Below are 16,967 nucleotides of genomic sequence, written 5' to 3' on the forward strand. Positions count from 1 at the left end.
GACATAGAAAGACGGAACGATACACAATTAAAGAAGATGAAAAATCTAACGTTGTCGTTCCTCATGTTGTTTCTGGCAAATGCCTGTTCAACGATGGAGTTTAACACCAGCGGACGAGAGGACTTTAGTGTCGGAGCTCGTTCAGGAAGTGAAAGACTAATCGAGGTCGAAAAAACGAAGGATTTTTATTTCTGGGGACTGACTCCGACTTATGCGGAATTCAATCTTCAGGATGAGACAGAAGGTGAAGGGGTGAATAACCCGTCTTATGTCTCGATTGAACAAAGATATACATTTAAAGATATATTTTTTACTTTTGTCACTTTAGGGCTTTATTGCCCGGCCACCTACAAGGTTACGCTCCTTTCAAAAGGAGAGACCAAATGAAGAAGGTGATGCTGGTGATGGCGTTGGTGATGCTTTCGGGATGTGGTTCTTTAAGGATCAACCCAAAAAGCTGTAAGACCAATGCACTCTGGGGGACTAATCCACTTTCAAGTCGTGAGATTACTCGCGAGGAGATTGAAGAGGAAAAAGTCATCGACATAAAGGCGCGCGAGCAATTTTATGTTTTCTATGACCGGGATCTTCGTTTGCGTGATCTTTTGGAGGAACACGGAATTAAGTGCGAAGAAGTAAAAAAGATCCGTGTGGAAATGACTACCAAGTGGTTTTTTGTGCGCGAGATAGCCTTAAAAGTCGTTAAAAATTAAATTGTGATTGGTGCCAGGGATTGGCAACATTCATTCTATATGAAGGGCCAAGGATGGCCCCTTTTTTTATAAGCCTGCCAAACAATTCAAAAATACTGATAAATCTCACTTAACGGAATTTGCTTTAAATGCCGATCAGACCTGAAATTTAATATTCGAGGTGGGTATGAAGTTTCTAGCAGTTGTTCTATTTGTAATAACTTTTTCAAACGTAGAAGCTTCTGAGCATGTGGCCGCATCAGCTCATAAAGAGACGCATAAAAGAGAAATTGGCCCAGTAACGGCCGACACGGCACTTAGATATTTAGTTAACGGAAATAAGCGCTTTGTAGGTAAGCAGTTTAGAAATGATGGAGTATCAACAAAGGATATTCAAAAGCTTGCAAGCGGACAAAAACCACACGCTATTGTTTTATCGTGTAGTGATTCGCGCGTTCCACCTGAAGTGCTTTTTGATCAGAAGTTAGGTGAAATTTTTGTTATTAGGACTGCTGGTCAGGCCATTGATTCTTCAGTTCTTGCCAGTATTGAGTACGCCGTTTCTCATTTGGGGACAAATTTGATTGTAGTTATGGGGCATGAATCTTGTGGTGCAGTTAAAGCGGCCCTCTCTACTTTAAATGGAGGAGATGCGGGAAGCCCGAGTTTAAATAAATTAGTCGGAGATATTCATCCAAGATTAAAAAGGTTTTCGAGGCTTCCGGCCTCGGCAAATGTAGTTGATGAAAGTTGGTCCAATGTAGAAGGTGTCGCCGCTGACCTGACAACTCGCTCAGAAATAATTCAATCAGCTGTTGAGTCGGGAGAGCTTCATATTGAAAAGGCGCTTTATCATTTAGGTTCTGGTGTCGTTGATTGGAAATAAATTAGTCGTCTTTTAAGTTTCCTAAAAGATTGGAGAAGAAGCTTTTTTTATAATCGGTTGCTTCTTCTTCGGACATGTGGCCGAAGGTTGTGCGGTCTTGTTCGATAAATAAATTATCGGCCGCAAGAGTGTTTAGAAAGCGAGAGACGAAACGTGGGGTTTCTTTGCCGAAGAGTTTTCTCTGCTTACAGTAAGTCATGACGAGTTTTTCCTGGGCGCGGGTGATCCCTACGTAACAAAGCCTGCGCTCCTCTGAGATGTCTTCGCCTTGAGAGATGGTCTTTTTGTGAGGGAGAGTCTCTTCCTCGATTCCAATCATGTAGACGTTTTTAAACTCAAGACCTTTTGATGAGTGTAGGGTCATGAGAGTGACTTCATTTTTTCTGACGTCGCCGTCGTGCTCTTCATCCATTTCTTCTTTGTCTTGAGAGTCTTGAAGAAGAAGACGTTCGCAGAAGTTTTTAAGGTTGGCGTTTTCTTTGTAATAGTTGGTAAAACGTTCTGCTGACTCGATAAAGTGCATAACGTCGTTTCTTCTGCGCTCAACTTGTTTGGCGTTGTCGTATTGTTTGTCGATGAAATTCAGGTAATCAATTTCTTCAATCAGTGTGCTGATTGACTGACTGAGAGTATGCATCTCGAAAACTTTTTTGAACTTTCTGATGAGATCGACAAATTTAATAATCCCGGCCGAGCGTTGAGGATCGATCGCCGGGTATTTTTCAAGGGCATCAAAAAGAGGGATGTTGTCCTCTTGTGATTTTGCCAGGTATTTCTCCAGTGTCGCATTTCCGATCCCACGATGAGGAATGTTTAAGATTCTCCTGATGGCCATCTGATCACTTGGGTTCATGATGACAAACAGATAACTCATTAAGTCCTTTACTTCTTTTTTATCGTAGAATTTTTGTCCTCCGATAATGGTGTAAGGAACCTGGCTCATGCGCAGCTGATCTTCAATTGGTGGGGCCTGAGTATTGCTTCGGTATAAAATGGCTATGTCGCCTAAGTGGCCGCCTTTACCTTGATGGCGGACGATATCTTCGACGATAACTTCGGCCTCGTGGTCAGTGTCTCCCATGGCCCAAAGAAGTGGTGTGTGATCACTTTTTTTCTGGCTCCAGAGAGTTTTATCACGGCGTTTTTTATTTTCTTTAATAACATTGTTGGCGAGATCGAGAATCGAGCTCACTGAGCGGTAATTCTCTTCGAGCTTAACGACTTTAGCTTCAGGAAAAGTTTTCTCGAATTCTAAAATGTTTGAGATGTCAGCGCCTCTGAATCCATAAATAGACTGGTCGTCATCACCTACAACACATAGGTTGTTGTGAGTGACTGTCAGGTGGCGGATGAGTTCAAACTGAAGAGCATTGGTATCTTGATACTCATCGACCATGATGAATTGGTATTTTTCTGAGTACGCGCGGGCGATATCAGGATTTTCTCTAAAGAGTCTCAATGTTAAAAAGAGAATGTCATCGAAGTCGATGGCATTGTAAAATTTTAGTTTTTCCTGATAGTAGCGGTAGGCGTATTCCGTTGCGTGCGAATAGGGGTCTTCCGGGTTAAAATGAGGAGAGTCGGCAAAATCATTTTCAGAAATACCGGCATTTTTCAGGTAACTAATTTTACTTTGAACATCTTTTTGATCAAATTTTTTCTCGGCGTGATAAAGCTTTAGGGCCTCTCTGACGATTGCCAGCTGATCAGATTGATCGTAGATCGAAAAGTTTAAGTGGTAGCCGAGTTTATCAATTTCCTTCTTTAAGATTCGCACTCCCAGTGAGTGGAAAGTAAGTAAGGCAATTTTGCGGGATTTTTTAGCGCCTAAGAGGGTGACAACGCGTTCGCGCATCTCTTTAGCGGCCTTATTGGTGAAACTTACCCCAAGGATTGAGTCGCCTTTGATTCCCAGGTTGTCCACCATGTGGGCAATTCTATAGGTAATAGTGCGGGTTTTCCCTGAGCCAGCGCCCGCCAGAATAAGGACCGGCCCCTCGACCGTTTCGGCCGCTTCTCGCTGTTTGTCATTTAGACCGCTAAGGGAAATCATAGGGAAAAAGAGTACTAAATCCAAAGGAGTCTTGCTATAATTTTTGTACTTAAATTTCTTAAAAACTAGCGGAGATTCGTGTATGGCGATGAAGAAAAAATCTATAAAAAAGGCCGCCAAAAAAGTGGCAAAAAAACAGACTAAAGCTAAGGCGGCGAAGTCAGTGAAATCAACTAAAAAACCAGCTGTAAAAAAGACTGCTAAAAAAGCAACACCAAAAAAATCAACGAAAGTTGTTGCGAAAAAAGCTGCTCCTAAAGCACTAAAAGCTTCTGGCGGAAGTGATAAGGAGCTGGAAGCATCTCTTCTGGAACTTATCCGAGTCACAAGTGCTGAACTTCCTGATGATGTTCAAAAAGTTATTCTTGAAGCCCTAGAGCGCGAAGAAAAAAACACAACAGCTGAATACGCAATGAATATCATCAAAGCCAACATTGATTTAGCTAAGAAAAAATCACAACCACTTTGTCAGGACACGGGAACTGTATTGTTTTATGTTGCTCACCCAGTGGGATTCAATCAATCAAAATTCACGAAGCTTATTGAAAAAGCTGTCGTTGAAGCAACTAAAAAAGGCTACCTTCGCCAGAACTCAGTAGACTCTTTAACGGGAGAAAACTCAGGACTAAATATCGGGCCAGGTCACCCTTCGATTCACTACCACGAGCATGCAAAGAGCACTGTTGAAGTGAAGCTTATGCTTAAAGGTGGTGGATGCGAGAACGTTGGTGCTCAATACTCGCTTCCTCACACAGCTCTAGGAGCGGGAAGAGATTTAGATGGTGTCCGCAAAGTTATCCTGGATGCTGTTCATAAAGCTCAAGGAAAGGGATGTGGTCCGGGAGTGCTTGGTGTTTGTATCGGTGGAGACCGCGGAGCGGGCTACATTGAATCAAAAGAGCAACTTCTAAGAAAGCTCGATGATAAGAACACCAATGCTTCACTTGCTGAATTAGAAACAGAAATCGTAGAGACATCTAACAAACTTGGAATCGGGCCTATGGGGTTTGGTGGAAAGACGACTCTTCTAGGTTGCAAGATCAGCGCGCTTAATCGTCTTCCGGCCTCTTTTTTCGTGTCTATCTCGTACATGTGCTGGGCATTTAGAAGACAAGGAATTGAGCTTTCATCAAACAACACAATTAAAAAGTGGTTATATTAAGAGGCAAATATGAAAAGATTAGAATACCCATTTTCACACGAAGCTGTAAGAGAACTAAAAGTTGGTGACATGGTTTTAATCACCGGAAAACTTTTTACCGGAAGAGATGCTGTTCACAAAAGATTACACGAAGGTGTGAAACCACCTGTAGATTTAAATAACCAAATCATTTACCACTGCGGTCCAGTTATCCTGGAAAAAGACGGGAAATACAAAGTCACAGCAGCGGGACCTACGACTTCAATCCGCGAGGAGCCTTACCAGGCAGAAGTTATGAAAGACTACGGGATCGTAGGAGTTATCGGTAAAGGTGGAATGGGGCCAAAAACACTTGCTGGCTGTAAAGAGTACGGCTGTGTTTATTTCCACGCAGTAGGTGGGGCCGCTCAAGTTCTCGCTGAAAAAATCGACTCGGTTGATAATGTTTACTGGAAAGACCTTGGATCTCCTGAAGCGATTTGGGAATTATCAGTCACTGAATTCCCAGTTGTTGTAACAATGGATGCGCACGGAAATTCTCTGCACGCTGACGTTGAGGCAAGATCAAACGATGCACTAAAGAAAGTTCTGTAAGGATTTTGCCATGAACGAAATGCTTTGGTCTCCTTCAGCTAAAAGAGTTGAATCATCTCAGTTGAGCGCTTTTATGAAAGCGCTCAACACTGAGTTCAATCTCAATTTAAAAAACTATGCGGACCTTCATGCATTTTCGGTTGGTAAAAAAGACCTGTTCTGGAAATTTCTCATTTCTTATTTCGGTGTAGCATATGAAGGAAGCCTCGATCCAGCTTTACTGGAAGAAGGGTTTGAAAACTACACTTGGTTCTCAAATGTTAAAATCAATTCAGCTGAAAACCTGCTAAAAAATGGCAAGGCCGATGCGGTTGCTTTAAATTTTCAGCATGAATCGAAACGCACTCGAAAAATCACTTACAAAGAACTTCGCACGGAAGTAAAAGCACTTCAGACGTATTTGAAATCTGTGATGAAAAAAGGGGATGTGCTCGCAGCTTATATGCCAAACATTCCAGAGACGGCGATCTCAATGCTGGCCGCTTCTTCAATGGGGGGAGTGTTTACATCAACAAGCTGTGACTTTGGGATTGAAGGTGTCCTTGATCGTTTCGGGCAGTCAGAACCTAAGGTTCTGGTGGCCGCTGTAGGGTATGAGTACGGCGAAAAGTATTTTGACTTGCAAGAGAAGCTTGCTGAGATTGAAAAGCGCATTCCTAGTTTAGAGAAAATTATCCTGGTCGATTTTTTAGGCAGAGGATATGAGCTTTCTAAATTTTCGAAAGCGGTGGACTACAAAGAAATCATCGCCAAAAATATGAGTGACGACAAAATCGAATTCACAAGAGTTCCTTTTGCTCATCCTCAATATATTATGTACTCGTCGGGAACGACGGGAAAACCAAAGTGTATCGTTCACTCTCAAGGGGGAACACTCCTTCAGTTAATTAAAGAAATGGGCCTTCACTGTGATATGACAGCTGAAAAAAAGATTCTTTATTTCACAACTTGTGGATGGATGATGTGGAACTGGCTTATGGGCGGGTTGTATTCAGGGGGAACAGTTGTTCTTTATGAAGGCTCTCCTGCAACTCCTTCACCTGAGTATTTTTTCAATGTGATTGAAAGAGAAGGGGTCAATATCTTCGGGACGTCTCCAAAGTTTTTAAAAGCACTGGAAGACACGCACGCAAAGTTTAAAGATTACCCAACACTTGAAACAATCCTTTCAACGGGGTCACCGCTTTTACCTGAGCAGTACGACTTCGTTTACAACAACATAAAAAAAGACGTCCTGCTTGGAAGTATTTCCGGCGGAACAGATATTGTTTCATGTTTTATGCTCGCTTGCCCGATTCTTCCGGTTTACCGTGGAGAGATTCAGTGCCGAGGGCTTGGAATGGACGTGAAGGCCCTTGATGAAAACGGCAAGAGTGTCGTTGGAGTTGAAGGAGAGTTGGTTTGCGCCCAGACTTTTCCCAGCCGACCAATCTATTTTCTAAATGATGCCAATAAAGAAAAAATTAAGGCTGCTTATTTTGACCAAATCCCTGGAGTCTGGACTCATGGGGACTTTGTAAAAGTCACTGAGCATGGCGGAGTGATTGTTTATGGCCGCTCAGATGCTACTTTAAATCCTGGTGGAGTGAGGATCGGGACGGCTGAAATTTACCGTCAGACCGAAGGGCTTGCCTTTATTCTGGACTCTCTTTGTGTTGGACGCCCGGTAGAAGGGGATGTTGAGGTAGTGCTTTTTGTGAAGCTTAAAGCGAATGAAGAGTTAACTTTAGAGCGCAAAAAACAGATAAAAGACTTAATCAAAAAAAATACGACTCCAAGACATGTTCCACGCGAGATTTATGTGGTCAAAGACATCCCGTACACGCGTTCTGGGAAAAAGGTGGAGTTAGCTGTGGCAAGAGTGCTGGCGAAAAAACCGGTGACTAACCTTGAAGCGCTGACAAACCCTGAGTCGTTGGAAGAGTATTACCAGTATCAGGCGTAATTAAGATTTTCCGAAAATCTTCGCTCTCATTTCTTCATACTCTTGTGGAGTAGGCTCTTCTTTGTATTTCTTTCTGAAGGATTCAAGCACGCGCTCAAACTGCTCCTGCTTTAATGTATCCTCAGATTTAATCGTCGTATCGTTAGCTTCCATGATGGAGTCTGAAAGTTCTTTAAACTCATCTAGGAATCTTTTCTTTTCTTCTTCCTGGTTTTCATCCAGTTTCCCACTCATTTGGTCATTGAACTTATCGTAGTAGAAGTAGAAGCCGACAGCAAAGGCCATTGGCTTATAAACTTTTCTAAAACGTTCATAGTGGTCGATCATGTTCTGCTTTTTTAAGTGAGCAATGAGTTCTTGCTCGTGAGCATCCAATCCATCAATAATGATTTTCTCTAAAAGTTCATCAGGGATCTTTACGCGTTCAAACCATGGAAGATCATAAGGAATCACCAGGTACTTCCAGATTTTGTATTGGAAGAAGCGCTTGACAATATATTTACCGCGCTCAAGTGATGTGTATGACTGTTTTTCAGGAATGCGCTCAACCATTCCTTTTAATCCCATAAGAAGGATGTCTTCCTGAACCATACGCATAAGGCGCTCGTTCATACGTTTCGTTTTATTTTTTGTAAAATAATCTAAAAGTGTTGCCGGGGGACCTTTGAGAATCAACATCAACTCTGATGAGAAATCTTCCAGGTCGTCGCGAGTCAGTTTTGAAGATAGATCAAAACTTCTCATGCGTGTTTGCAGCTTGCGGAGTTTTAGTGCATTGAGCTTTTGAACATCAGCAGAAAGATTTTTTTCTGCATTCATTGCTGTCGGGATCAAGCGGCCATTGATCACTTCAATTAAGGCCATCTTTTGTTCGATGCTTACCGGGTTAACGTTTGAAAGATCGCTCTTGGCATCTTTGTAAATCGCCATCCAGCGGAAGTATTCGATGTCGTTGAATGATTCGAATTCTTTGGTGCTGATGATCTTATTCCAGATAGACGTTCTGAATTTATAAACTTTTTCCAAGGCTTCATCGGCCGAAGCTTTCTTTTTGATTTTTTCTGCTTCAACACTTGGACTGATAATAGCGCGAACCATACTGTCGCAGTCGCTGGCAATATCGCGCTTAACTTTTGATGGAGTATAGCTTTGCTGACTTGACCACAGGCCAACCATGCTTGCGACAACCAGGATAAATAGGTAGGGAGAGTAAGTTTTTATGAGCGTCCTCCGAGATCACAAACTTATCGGATTAAGATGCTCGGTTATTGAGGACTATTTACAAAATTGTGATGACTTAATTTTATACGAAGGAACACAGTAATCAGTCCAAACCCCTTGATCGTACGTTGAGTAAGCGTAGAACCAGGTTAAAACATCATTTTGTTTACTAAAGTGAACTTCACTGGCCAGAACGTCTGGAATCACGCCATTGATGGAAAAACACCACCCATAAGCGCGCATTTTAGAGTCTGAAATAACTTCCATAGCATCTAACCCAACAGGGGAATTGATGATAGAATTCATTCCGTGCTCAGTCCCTGCGTAGGGGATTTTGTTAAAGTCAAAGATGTCCATTGAGATTTTTCCAACACTGTCATCGAGATCTGTCTTAAAAGAACCAGAATGAACTGGTCTCTCAGAACATGCTCCAATCACATTAAAATACACAGCGTGCGCGTTGAAGGAGAACGTAGACACAAGGGCGATAACTAGAAGAGAATACAGTGATTTCATAAGTTTTATCTTTCCTTTTTAGAAGCTCAATGGATAATTGAAAGTAAGTAGTACTGATTCACATGAAAATCAAGGAGGAACTATGGGAATTTGTAAAAATGTAAAAAAACTGGCCCTAGTATTGGGTGTTGTTTTTTTAAGCGCGCAGACGGCTTCTGCATCCCTTTTAATCGAGCCGCATATTGGATACAACCTTTCAGGTTCTGGCGATGCTGGAGGCGTAGAATACGATTATAACGGGCCTCAATTAGGGGCGAGAATTGGGTGGCAGAATCTTGGTTTAATGCTGGGTCTTGATTACACCCGTTCAAGCTATGAACAAGAAGCAAAAAACAGTGCAGGGACCGTTAAAACCGATATGACCAGAAATGAGATTGGGGTTTTTGCTGGTTATAATTTTCCAATTCTGCTTCGTGCATGGGGCGCGTATTATTTCTCAAATACTACGAAGTCTGATAATTCAATCAATACCAAACATAAAGGAAATACAAAAGAGTTAGGAGTCGGTTTTACTGGACTTCCATTTCTTTCACTTAACTTGATGTATAGAATGGTTAATTTTGATGAATATGAATCGAGTGCAGGAAGTGGGTCTTTGAATCCAGAGCGCGATTTCAAAGAAATCGTTCTTGGTGTGAGTTTACCACTTACTTTGTAATAATTCCGCTTTCATTGACGGAAGGGAAGGCCATCCTTCCTTTTCGTCTTCCAAGTTGTTCATGAATAGACCTGTCCCAGGTTTCAACAATGCTTCCAGTCTCTGAATCAACAAGCGCTTTAAAGCTGTTTTTATCGCCGTTCTTTTTTAAGTAGGTCACGATGACTTGCTCTAGGAAACGTCCTTTGCCATCTACGATTTTGATAACCGGAACTTCTTCTTTGACCATGAGTTTGGTGTCTTCAGGCTGAAAGCGCATCAGGTCTTCACCCATGATCTCTTTCCAGTCAGGATTGACGGCATTGACCATTTTTAGCTCTGTGGCCTCGTCTTCATACTTCTGGTCTATATCACCCATAAGAATGCGGTTTTGCCTGACCATGAAGCCTTTAAAAGGGTTAACAGAGGCGACAGTGCGGTTTGCTTTTTCTTTTTTATTCTCGTCAGGATTGATGATTTTTGCCGCCTGAAATTCATCGGAAGTCGTGTTGTGAGAAGCAACCTCAGAATCAGATTTTTTGACAAATGTTTTCCACTCACGGCCCTTGTGCGCGAGAGTCTGAGACTCCCTTCTTTTGATATAAAAAGTTATACCAAAAGCCAGGGATACAGAAAGGACAAACAGGAACGTTTTTTTCATAATTAATCTGTAATCGGAATCTGCAGGTGGATAATCTTAAATGGTCTTGGACCATTGTATTCAAAATCAAAATAATCATTGTTGTTTCTTGTACTGTCGTGGAAGCAGTCTTCACAGTTTGTAAAGCGCACTCTCAAGCGGCAATCAATCACTGTTCCCGGAGGAATGTGTTTTGAAACTTCAAATAAAAGCACGTTACCCCAATCCAGTCCGTACGCCTTTCCTGTTTTTGGGTTGGCCATCGTCTGGCCCCATGTTGACTTCGGATTGATCTTTGAGAAGTGAGCTTTGTCTGCCCCTTTGATGGCGCGGATAAAACAGTCTTTGTCATTAGATTTATCCAGACACGAGTTGGTATCAATCGACATTTTTTCTTTGAACTCGTGCTGAGAGATCCATTTTGTTGCCGATGACTCGTTTGATTGCACGAAACACACAGGAGCAAATTCTGTAGTTGAGGCGCCGATAGTCTGGCAGTTTGCATCTGTTGAGGCACCTTCAGAAGACAGAGGCCATCCATCATTTGAAAGATTTGAATCAAACAGACATGGCTTTTTTGTGACTGTATCAGCATGGTCCCAATCGTTGGCCAGGACTTCAATTCCACCCATCACTGAGTTTGAATTGTTGTATAGGTTAAGTGCGATAGCAACGACTTCACCCGGGCTTACTTTGCTATTTCCGTTGTTGAAACCAAAATCACTTGGTGTCTGGGCTGACATTGTTCCAATGAGACCAGAAGACTGAAGCTGGGTGATTCCGGCCGCAATTTGCGTGCGGCTATCGATAACGTATGCAGAGCTAGCTCCGGTTGTTGGGTCGAGGATTAAACTGTTTTTAGAAATCAACACCGATTTTTTTCTGTTTGTTGCTGTTACCTGAGTGTTGATCTTAGTCGATGTATTCGTCAGGTTTCTGTGCTGATTATAGGTTTTAAAGAGGAGAAGCCCGTAACTATCAAGGAGCCCTTCGATATTGTCGCGGGTATAGTATGTCCCATTACAACGGTTCAGACCCGCGTTTCCAATTGTATTTAGCAGGTTCTTGGCAATTGTTTGAGAAAATGAACGGTAGTTAATAGGATTATTTGTTGAAAGCCATTGAAGTGAATTCGTGGCGTCCATGTTCACTTTACCTACAGAACCATTAACTGTTCCTTTTGAAGTTAAGTCTCCAAGTTCGGCCATCGTTTCATTCAAAATAGACATGACAAATTCACGGGCGTCTTTTGAGGACATACTACATTTTGACTGTAGGTCAACTGAAAGGGCCGTCAGGTAGTGGGAGATAATCATCCCTGACATGTGAATATCTTCAACAGGAATTTCAGGATCGTTTGGATCGTAGTTTAAGTATTGTGGATAATTTAGTCTCTGGTCATCGTCCGTTGATAAACTTGGAACGTGAAGTGAGTCATCTTCAGAAAGTGGGCGAGAGCCACCAAGCTTTCCTGCGGCCCATTCACCCCAGTGTGTGCGACCATTGACGTAGTAACTAAAAAAATCAGAGAGACCTTCACCAATAGAGCCGGCTTCAGTGTAGAGATAATTTCCTAACTGGGCCTTAGTGACAGAGGCGGTGTTTCTAAAGTTTAATTGTAACTTTTGAAAAAAGTGTCCGGCCTCGTGATAAACAATCGTACTGTCATGGGCCCAACGAAGTTCTTTTTTGCTTCCAGTGTATCCAAAACAAAGTGACTCTGTGGCCTGATCATAAGTGGCGTTGTTTTCCAGGTCACAACCTGAGAAGGCCATTAATGTCTGGCTGTTTAAGTTAAAAGTTCCATCAGAGTTATATAGGTTTAAAGGAATAGCAGTGTCGTAAATAGGGAAAGCAAAAGAATCGTAGGCATTACCATATGAAAGCCCAAGATTCGAAAAGAACTGATCAAAAATTTTATTTAAATGGTAGTAGGTATTAACCTGTAAGAATTCTTCCGAGGCGGTAGAATAACCCCATTTCCCATCAGTCGTTTGTAGCGCAGAAACAGACTCTTTGTATTGTCTGACTTCAAAACAGTAAGTAAGACCCGAACAGTTCGGATTGCCTTGAAGAAAAGAGTTTGTCGTGATGTTGGCAACACTCGTTAGTTTATTGAGGTCATATTTTAAGCTAAGACTTGGATCGTTTGAAAGAATGATAGGGTTGTCGGCAAGGATTTTTCCTTGGTAAAGCCCGACATTTGAATTAGTCGCATTCGCACTCAGGCGGCTGCGAGGATTAGAGCTCACAGACGGAATACATGACGACACCGCCACTGACACTAAAAGAAGTGCAGTGAGTGTTTTGCAATGTTTTAAGCCCCAGTTTCTTTTCCCCATCTAAACCTGTCTTGTCGCTAACGTACTACTTTGTATTCCCCAAAATCGCTTTATCGAATGACTGTAATAACTGGCTTCCCCAGTCTTTAGGCATTGATGTATTGCTTGCCTGAGCATCACATGAACCGTCGATTTGTTCCCCGAGACGGTTGAATGCAACTTCTCTTTGAGCTTCAACTGTTGTTCCCGCAAGAGCGGCAGATTTTAAATCTTCAAGAACTTTTGCAACAGGATTGCTTCCTTTAGTGTCAGCTGCAGTAATCTCTTTCTTTTTATTTTCAATTTTTGTTGTGACTTCTTTTTTAGCATCTTCTGTCGTGGCAGCTTTTAGTTCATTTTCAAGAGCTGTCAATTCTGCTTTTTGCTTATCTGTATTTGCAGAAGTCCCATTGTTTAGCGTGAAAAGTTTCGAACATACATTGTCAGCTCCGCCCCCAAGATCAGCGATGCTTTGTAAAACACCTTCATCTTCCAGGTCGCCGTAGCCATCAAGGCCGTCAAAATCGCGAGACTCAAGCGCCTTCACAAGTTTTTCTTTTTTATCGCCGTCAAACTTCGATCTTTCTTTCTCAGGGAGTTTTCCCAAGATGCGATCAACCAGGTCTTTGTTTGTTGCTGGTTTTGAATCTGATCCACAAAGAGAGGCAAGGGAGATGGCCCCATTTCTCTTTCCACCTTTTTTTCCGCCTTCTTCTTTTTTACCTAATTTTGCTAGTTCTTTATTTTCAGCGATAGCACAACGATCCTCATTCTTTTCACGGTAGCTGGCCTTACGGCAAAGCTCATACTCGCTGCTGGCCGAAGAGCTTTCATTGTTGTACATGTTGCATAGAGTACGGAATTGAGCTGTAACGTTTTCAGCGTTGCTGCTTAGGCGAGCGCTGATTTTGTCTGCTTGCTCAGCAAGGTCCTTAGCGTCTTCACAAGCTCCAAACGGGTTGTCTTGAAGCTGAGAGTATTTTCTACAGAAGCTTCCAACTTTTTGGTCAAGTTCTGCCTGTTTTTTTGCCCCTTCAGCGTTTGATTTAGCAAGCTCTGAAGAAGACCTGTCGATCATACCCTTACATTCGCCAGCAAGTTGTTCCCAACGTCCTCTTTCTTTAGACATTGCGCCTTCTTGTTTCGCAATATAATCATCAATTTCTTTGTTAACAGTATCTTTTTGTTTTTCGAAAACTTGCTTTAAAAGACCGATCTTTTTTGGAAGCTCGTCCATAAAAGAAAGGTTTCCGTCGTTAGCGAGTTCAACACCAAAAGCATCTTTCTTAAGTTCTGGCATTGAAACGAACATCCCTTCAGGGATTTCGAAGTTTGTACCAGGGAAGCGGGCCTGAACAACTTTAATCATGTCCATAACCGCGTTTTTTTGAGCATTGTAAAGTTGGTTAGCTCTTGCCACCATAATTTCAGTATTGGCATTAAATGTTTTTGCCAATGCTTCCATTTTAGCTTTTCTTGCTTCTACATGTTTTGTCGCTTCAGCATAACAGCCAGACACTTCGTTGGCACAAAGGTTAGCATTTGACATACAGAAGTTTGCTGATGTGTGATCGAATGCTTCTTTATTCCCGCATCCTGATCCGGCCTTTTTCGATTCACCGTTACAGTTAAGGGCCTGGTCAAGAACACGGCTTGCCAGTTGAGAAGAGTAGTTGTTGTGTAGAGATTGAAGCTCTCTTAAAAGGGCCTGACCTCTTTCAACTTTTTTCTTTTGAGACACAGCAACTGAGCCATCAGAGCTCGATTTGTCACTGTTGTAGTGCTGGTTACATTTTTCCAGAGTTCTCATATAAAGATCATAAGGAGTTTCTGTAACTTTCTGTCCATCTGAGCTTTGGTAAGTGATGCTCATGTCCTGGTAAGTTCCTTCCAGGGCCTTGATGTCAGCAAGTTTTTGCTCCATTGATGAGTCACTTTCCATGATGATCTTTAAAGCATCTTTATACTTCGATAGAGCAGTACCGGCATTTCCTGTACTTCTTTGTTGAAGAGCTTTTAGGATTTGGTCAGTAGAGATGGCGATCCCACTCTTATCTGCACCAGTCACACACTCATTGATGTATTGTTTCTTAAAGAAGGTTTGTGAGTCTTTTAAAAACTCATCGAAATCGACAGAGAAGTTCTTATCCATTTCTGGAAGAGTGTAACCAATCTTCTTTAACTCACTGGCAATTCTTTCTTTAGCGATGCTGAATTCTTTAGACTGCTTTTGAGTCGCAACTACCAGAGACTGGTATTTAGATGTTTCAGCGATTTTTCCATCGAAGTAATCTTGTAGACCACCATTTTGAATGGCCGCCTGGATTTTTGCAACGTCGTTTCTGATTTCCGATTCAATTAGTGCGCGGTTGTTGTTGTAGTCAGCAGCTCTCTTGCTTGCAGGAGAAAGTGATTGCATGATTCCTAGAAGACCCATGCTTGGGCCATCTCTTAATCCATCTTCACCAATAACTGACTGGCAGCTTGCAGAGAAGTATTTTGCAAAGTCCTGAGTCTTAAGCTTCAGGTTGTTTTTTCCTGTTCCACTTGCACCCATAAGTTCGTCGTTATAAGTCGCAAGGTCTTCAAGAAGTTTTTTGTTATTGTTGCGGAAAGTTTCTTTGTCTTTATTTAACTGATCCTGAAGGCGAGTCAGGTTGTTCACCATCTCAGTTAACTGAGAGTCAAGGGCCTTTTGTTTGTCTCCAAGACATTTAAGACCAAATGGAACTTTCGCATTTGAAGCTTCGTTTGACATCTGGTCAAAGTAGTTCATCCAGCTTTTTGCAATTGATTCATACGTAATCATTTGCGCGATTTGGTTTGGATCTGGGCTCGCTGCCGAACACACGTTTTGAGGCATGCTTGTCATTGAAGCGGGAAGTGGACACTCTGGAAAGAATTTACTTCCAGTCGTATAACATGAAGTCCCGTCTGCTTTGCGACAGCTTGGACTCAGTGTCTGCATTAGTTGTTGGTTTTTCTGCGCCTGAATTTGCAGCATGATTGATTGCTGTTTTTGTCCTAAGAAAGAGCCGTAAATACCAACGGCAGTCTTAGCGACATTTAAAATTTCCTGTCCTGTTTTTTCAGTGCTGTTGATGTTAGCAGCGTAAGCAGGCATGAAAACAAACGAAGTCTGTAGCAATGAAATAATCATTGCATGAACCGCGAATGTTTTTGTGAGTCGTTTTAAATTTTTCATAGCAATCATTCCTAAGGCTTAAAGATCATTCTTTAGTCTATTCGGATGGTTTTCCAAAAAACTTGGTATCTTGGCCTTATTTTAATGCTTGATTAATTTAATCATGCGCTTTTTACCGCATATGGTGGTAAACATTCGATAAATTCAGAGGAGAGGATAATGGTTTCGGAGTGTTAGGGAGAGTGCCCTCAATAAGATTGAATGGGCATATTCTCCCTCTGTCTGGCCATAAAATGAGGCGGTTTTTTACTTGATAAAAAGGTAATAGACCAGCCCGAAGATAATACGGTAGATAGCGAAGGGCGTGATACTTAAGCGCTTTAAAACGACTAAAAAACCTTTTATTCCGACTATTGCAATCAGGAACGAGACAGTAAATCCCACCAGAAGTGACATCATATCGGCCATGGTGAATTGCGAGTAGACCTTAATGAATTCATAAATAGTTGCGGCCGAGATAACTGGCACAGAGATGAGGAATGAAAAATCCGCAGAGGTTTTAACATCCACCTTTCTCAACATTCCCGTAATCATTGTCGCTCCCGAGCGTGAGACACCAGGGATAAGAGCAAAACACTGGCCTAGACCAATAATGAAGGCATCGAAATAGGTGATTTCATCAAGGCCGGTAATTTTTGGTTTCGGTTTGAACTTTTCAACGACGATCATCAGAATCCCGACGAAGATAAGTGAGAAGACAACTACATTAGTGTTGAAGAGGTATGCCTTAATTAATTTACGGGTAACAAAACCAATTCCTAAAACCGGAACAATGGCCAGGGCGATATGAACCAGGTTAAGTCTTTTGGCCTTTTTAATTCCTTCAAGGTCTGTTAACTCTTTAAGCTTGGTTAAGTTAAAAAACTCAGCAAATCTCTCTTTATAGAGATAAACAACTGCGAGGATGGCCCCTAATTGAATAATGATATTAAATGAATCACTTTTGGCGTGATCCAGGTGCAGCAGTTCGCTGACGATGATCAAGTGTCCAGTAGAGGATACGGGAATAAATTCTGTTAGACCTTCAACCAGGCCCAGGATTGCGGCAATAATCAATGCTTCCATGCGACTCTCTTTGCAAAAAAATTTTGTCCTGATTTATTATGAGAGCATAGA

Annotated in this window: 12 protein-coding genes and 1 pseudogene; 6 read left to right on the plus strand and 7 right to left on the minus strand. The window is 42.0% G+C overall.

From position 1 onward, the window contains the following. Positions 1-36 precede the first annotated feature (36 nt). From C0V70_RS08280 to C0V70_RS08290, 3 genes are all read left to right on the plus strand, one after another. Positions 37-387, plus strand: a complete 351-nt coding sequence (locus tag C0V70_RS08280; RefSeq protein ID WP_133566732.1) for a Bor/Iss family lipoprotein — start codon at positions 37-39, stop codon at positions 385-387. Next, positions 384-713 carry a hypothetical protein gene (locus C0V70_RS08285; RefSeq protein ID WP_102243398.1) on the plus strand — a complete coding sequence of 110 codons (330 nt, stop codon included), beginning with the start codon at positions 384-386 and terminating at the stop codon, positions 711-713. Before C0V70_RS08280 ends, C0V70_RS08285 begins: the two co-directional genes overlap by 4 nt. 166 nt (positions 714-879) lie before the next feature. Next, on the plus strand, positions 880-1,578 hold the full coding sequence (locus tag C0V70_RS08290; RefSeq protein ID WP_102243399.1) for a carbonic anhydrase: 699 nt from the start codon (positions 880-882) through the stop codon (positions 1,576-1,578). A gap of 1 nt (position 1,579) precedes the next feature. On the opposite strand, the gene C0V70_RS08295 is transcribed toward C0V70_RS08290, so the two are convergent. After that, the gene (locus C0V70_RS08295) at positions 1,580-3,631 is read right to left on the minus strand and encodes an ATP-dependent helicase (RefSeq protein ID WP_102243400.1); all 2,052 of its coding nucleotides are present in this window, start codon (positions 3,629-3,631) and stop codon (positions 1,580-1,582) included. Between the two features lie 292 nt (positions 3,632-3,923). Between C0V70_RS08295 and C0V70_RS19360 the strand changes: the two are divergent. Continuing rightward, a pseudogene (locus C0V70_RS19360) lies at positions 3,924-5,366 on the plus strand (FumA C-terminus/TtdB family hydratase beta subunit). Positions 5,367-5,376: 10 nt separating this feature from the next. After that, positions 5,377-7,311: an acetoacetate--CoA ligase gene (locus C0V70_RS08305; RefSeq protein ID WP_208107795.1), complete on the plus strand. Its 1,935-nt coding sequence runs from the start codon at positions 5,377-5,379 to the stop codon at positions 7,309-7,311. Here the strand turns inward: C0V70_RS08305 and C0V70_RS08310 are convergent, their stop codons facing one another. Both C0V70_RS08310 and C0V70_RS08315 read right to left on the minus strand, forming a co-directional pair. Continuing rightward, positions 7,312-8,487: a hypothetical protein gene (locus tag C0V70_RS08310; RefSeq protein WP_102243401.1), complete on the minus strand. Its 1,176-nt coding sequence runs from the start codon at positions 8,485-8,487 to the stop codon at positions 7,312-7,314. Between the two features lie 99 nt (positions 8,488-8,586). After that, positions 8,587-9,048 (minus strand): DUF4430 domain-containing protein, encoded by a 462-nt coding sequence (locus C0V70_RS08315; RefSeq protein WP_102243402.1) that lies wholly within the window; start codon positions 9,046-9,048, stop codon positions 8,587-8,589. Between the two features lie 82 nt (positions 9,049-9,130). Between C0V70_RS08315 and C0V70_RS08320 the strand changes: the two genes are divergently transcribed. Further along, positions 9,131-9,706, plus strand: coding sequence for a putative outer membrane beta-barrel protein (locus C0V70_RS08320; RefSeq protein ID WP_102243403.1), 576 nt, complete (start codon positions 9,131-9,133; stop codon positions 9,704-9,706). Here the strand turns inward: C0V70_RS08320 and C0V70_RS08325 are convergent. The 4 genes from C0V70_RS08325 to C0V70_RS08340 all read right to left on the minus strand — a co-directional run bounded on the left by C0V70_RS08325 (position 9,696) and on the right by C0V70_RS08340 (position 16,916). Continuing rightward, the gene (locus C0V70_RS08325) at positions 9,696-10,346 is read right to left on the minus strand and encodes a hypothetical protein (protein WP_102243404.1); all 651 of its coding nucleotides are present in this window, start codon (positions 10,344-10,346) and stop codon (positions 9,696-9,698) included. The two genes, C0V70_RS08320 and C0V70_RS08325, sit on opposite strands and share 11 nt — an antisense overlap. Before the next feature lie 2 nt (positions 10,347-10,348). Beyond that, positions 10,349-12,667, minus strand: a complete 2,319-nt coding sequence (locus tag C0V70_RS08330) for a hypothetical protein (RefSeq protein ID WP_102243405.1) — start codon at positions 12,665-12,667, stop codon at positions 10,349-10,351. A gap of 25 nt (positions 12,668-12,692) precedes the next feature. Beyond that, on the minus strand, positions 12,693-15,851 hold the full coding sequence (locus C0V70_RS08335; protein WP_102243406.1) for a hypothetical protein: 3,159 nt from the start codon (positions 15,849-15,851) through the stop codon (positions 12,693-12,695). 246 nt (positions 15,852-16,097) lie between these two features. Further along, entirely contained in the window at positions 16,098-16,916 is an 819-nt protein-coding gene (locus C0V70_RS08340) for an undecaprenyl-diphosphate phosphatase (protein ID WP_102243407.1), read from the minus strand. Positions 16,917-16,967 lie beyond the last annotated feature (51 nt).

The organism is Bacteriovorax stolpii (genome assembly GCF_002872415.1).
GTDB lineage: Bacteria > Bdellovibrionota > Bacteriovoracia > Bacteriovoracales > Bacteriovoracaceae > Bacteriovorax > Bacteriovorax stolpii.

What these genes read in the sequence shown, in the direction of transcription:
- C0V70_RS08340 (WP_102243407.1), bottom strand. Translation starts at nt 16,916, where the DNA reads ATGGAAGCATTGATTATTGCCGCAATCCTGGGCCTGGTTGAAGGTCTA.
- C0V70_RS08285 (WP_102243398.1), top strand. Translation starts at nt 384, where the DNA reads ATGAAGAAGGTGATGCTGGTGATGGCGTTGGTGATGCTTTCGGGATGT.
- C0V70_RS08330 (WP_102243405.1), bottom strand. Translation starts at nt 12,667, where the DNA reads ATGGGGAAAAGAAACTGGGGCTTAAAACATTGCAAAACACTCACTGCA.
- C0V70_RS08290 (WP_102243399.1), top strand. Translation starts at nt 880, where the DNA reads ATGAAGTTTCTAGCAGTTGTTCTATTTGTAATAACTTTTTCAAACGTA.
- C0V70_RS08315 (WP_102243402.1), bottom strand. Translation starts at nt 9,048, where the DNA reads ATGAAATCACTGTATTCTCTTCTAGTTATCGCCCTTGTGTCTACGTTC.
- C0V70_RS08320 (WP_102243403.1), top strand. Translation starts at nt 9,131, where the DNA reads ATGGGAATTTGTAAAAATGTAAAAAAACTGGCCCTAGTATTGGGTGTT.
- C0V70_RS08280 (WP_133566732.1), top strand. Translation starts at nt 37, where the DNA reads ATGAAAAATCTAACGTTGTCGTTCCTCATGTTGTTTCTGGCAAATGCC.
- C0V70_RS08305 (WP_208107795.1), top strand. Translation starts at nt 5,377, where the DNA reads ATGAACGAAATGCTTTGGTCTCCTTCAGCTAAAAGAGTTGAATCATCT.
- C0V70_RS08335 (WP_102243406.1), bottom strand. Translation starts at nt 15,851, where the DNA reads ATGAAAAATTTAAAACGACTCACAAAAACATTCGCGGTTCATGCAATG.
- C0V70_RS08295 (WP_102243400.1), bottom strand. Translation starts at nt 3,631, where the DNA reads ATGATTTCCCTTAGCGGTCTAAATGACAAACAGCGAGAAGCGGCCGAA.
- C0V70_RS08310 (WP_102243401.1), bottom strand. Translation starts at nt 8,487, where the DNA reads ATGGTTGGCCTGTGGTCAAGTCAGCAAAGCTATACTCCATCAAAAGTT.
- C0V70_RS08325 (WP_102243404.1), bottom strand. Translation starts at nt 10,346, where the DNA reads ATGAAAAAAACGTTCCTGTTTGTCCTTTCTGTATCCCTGGCTTTTGGT.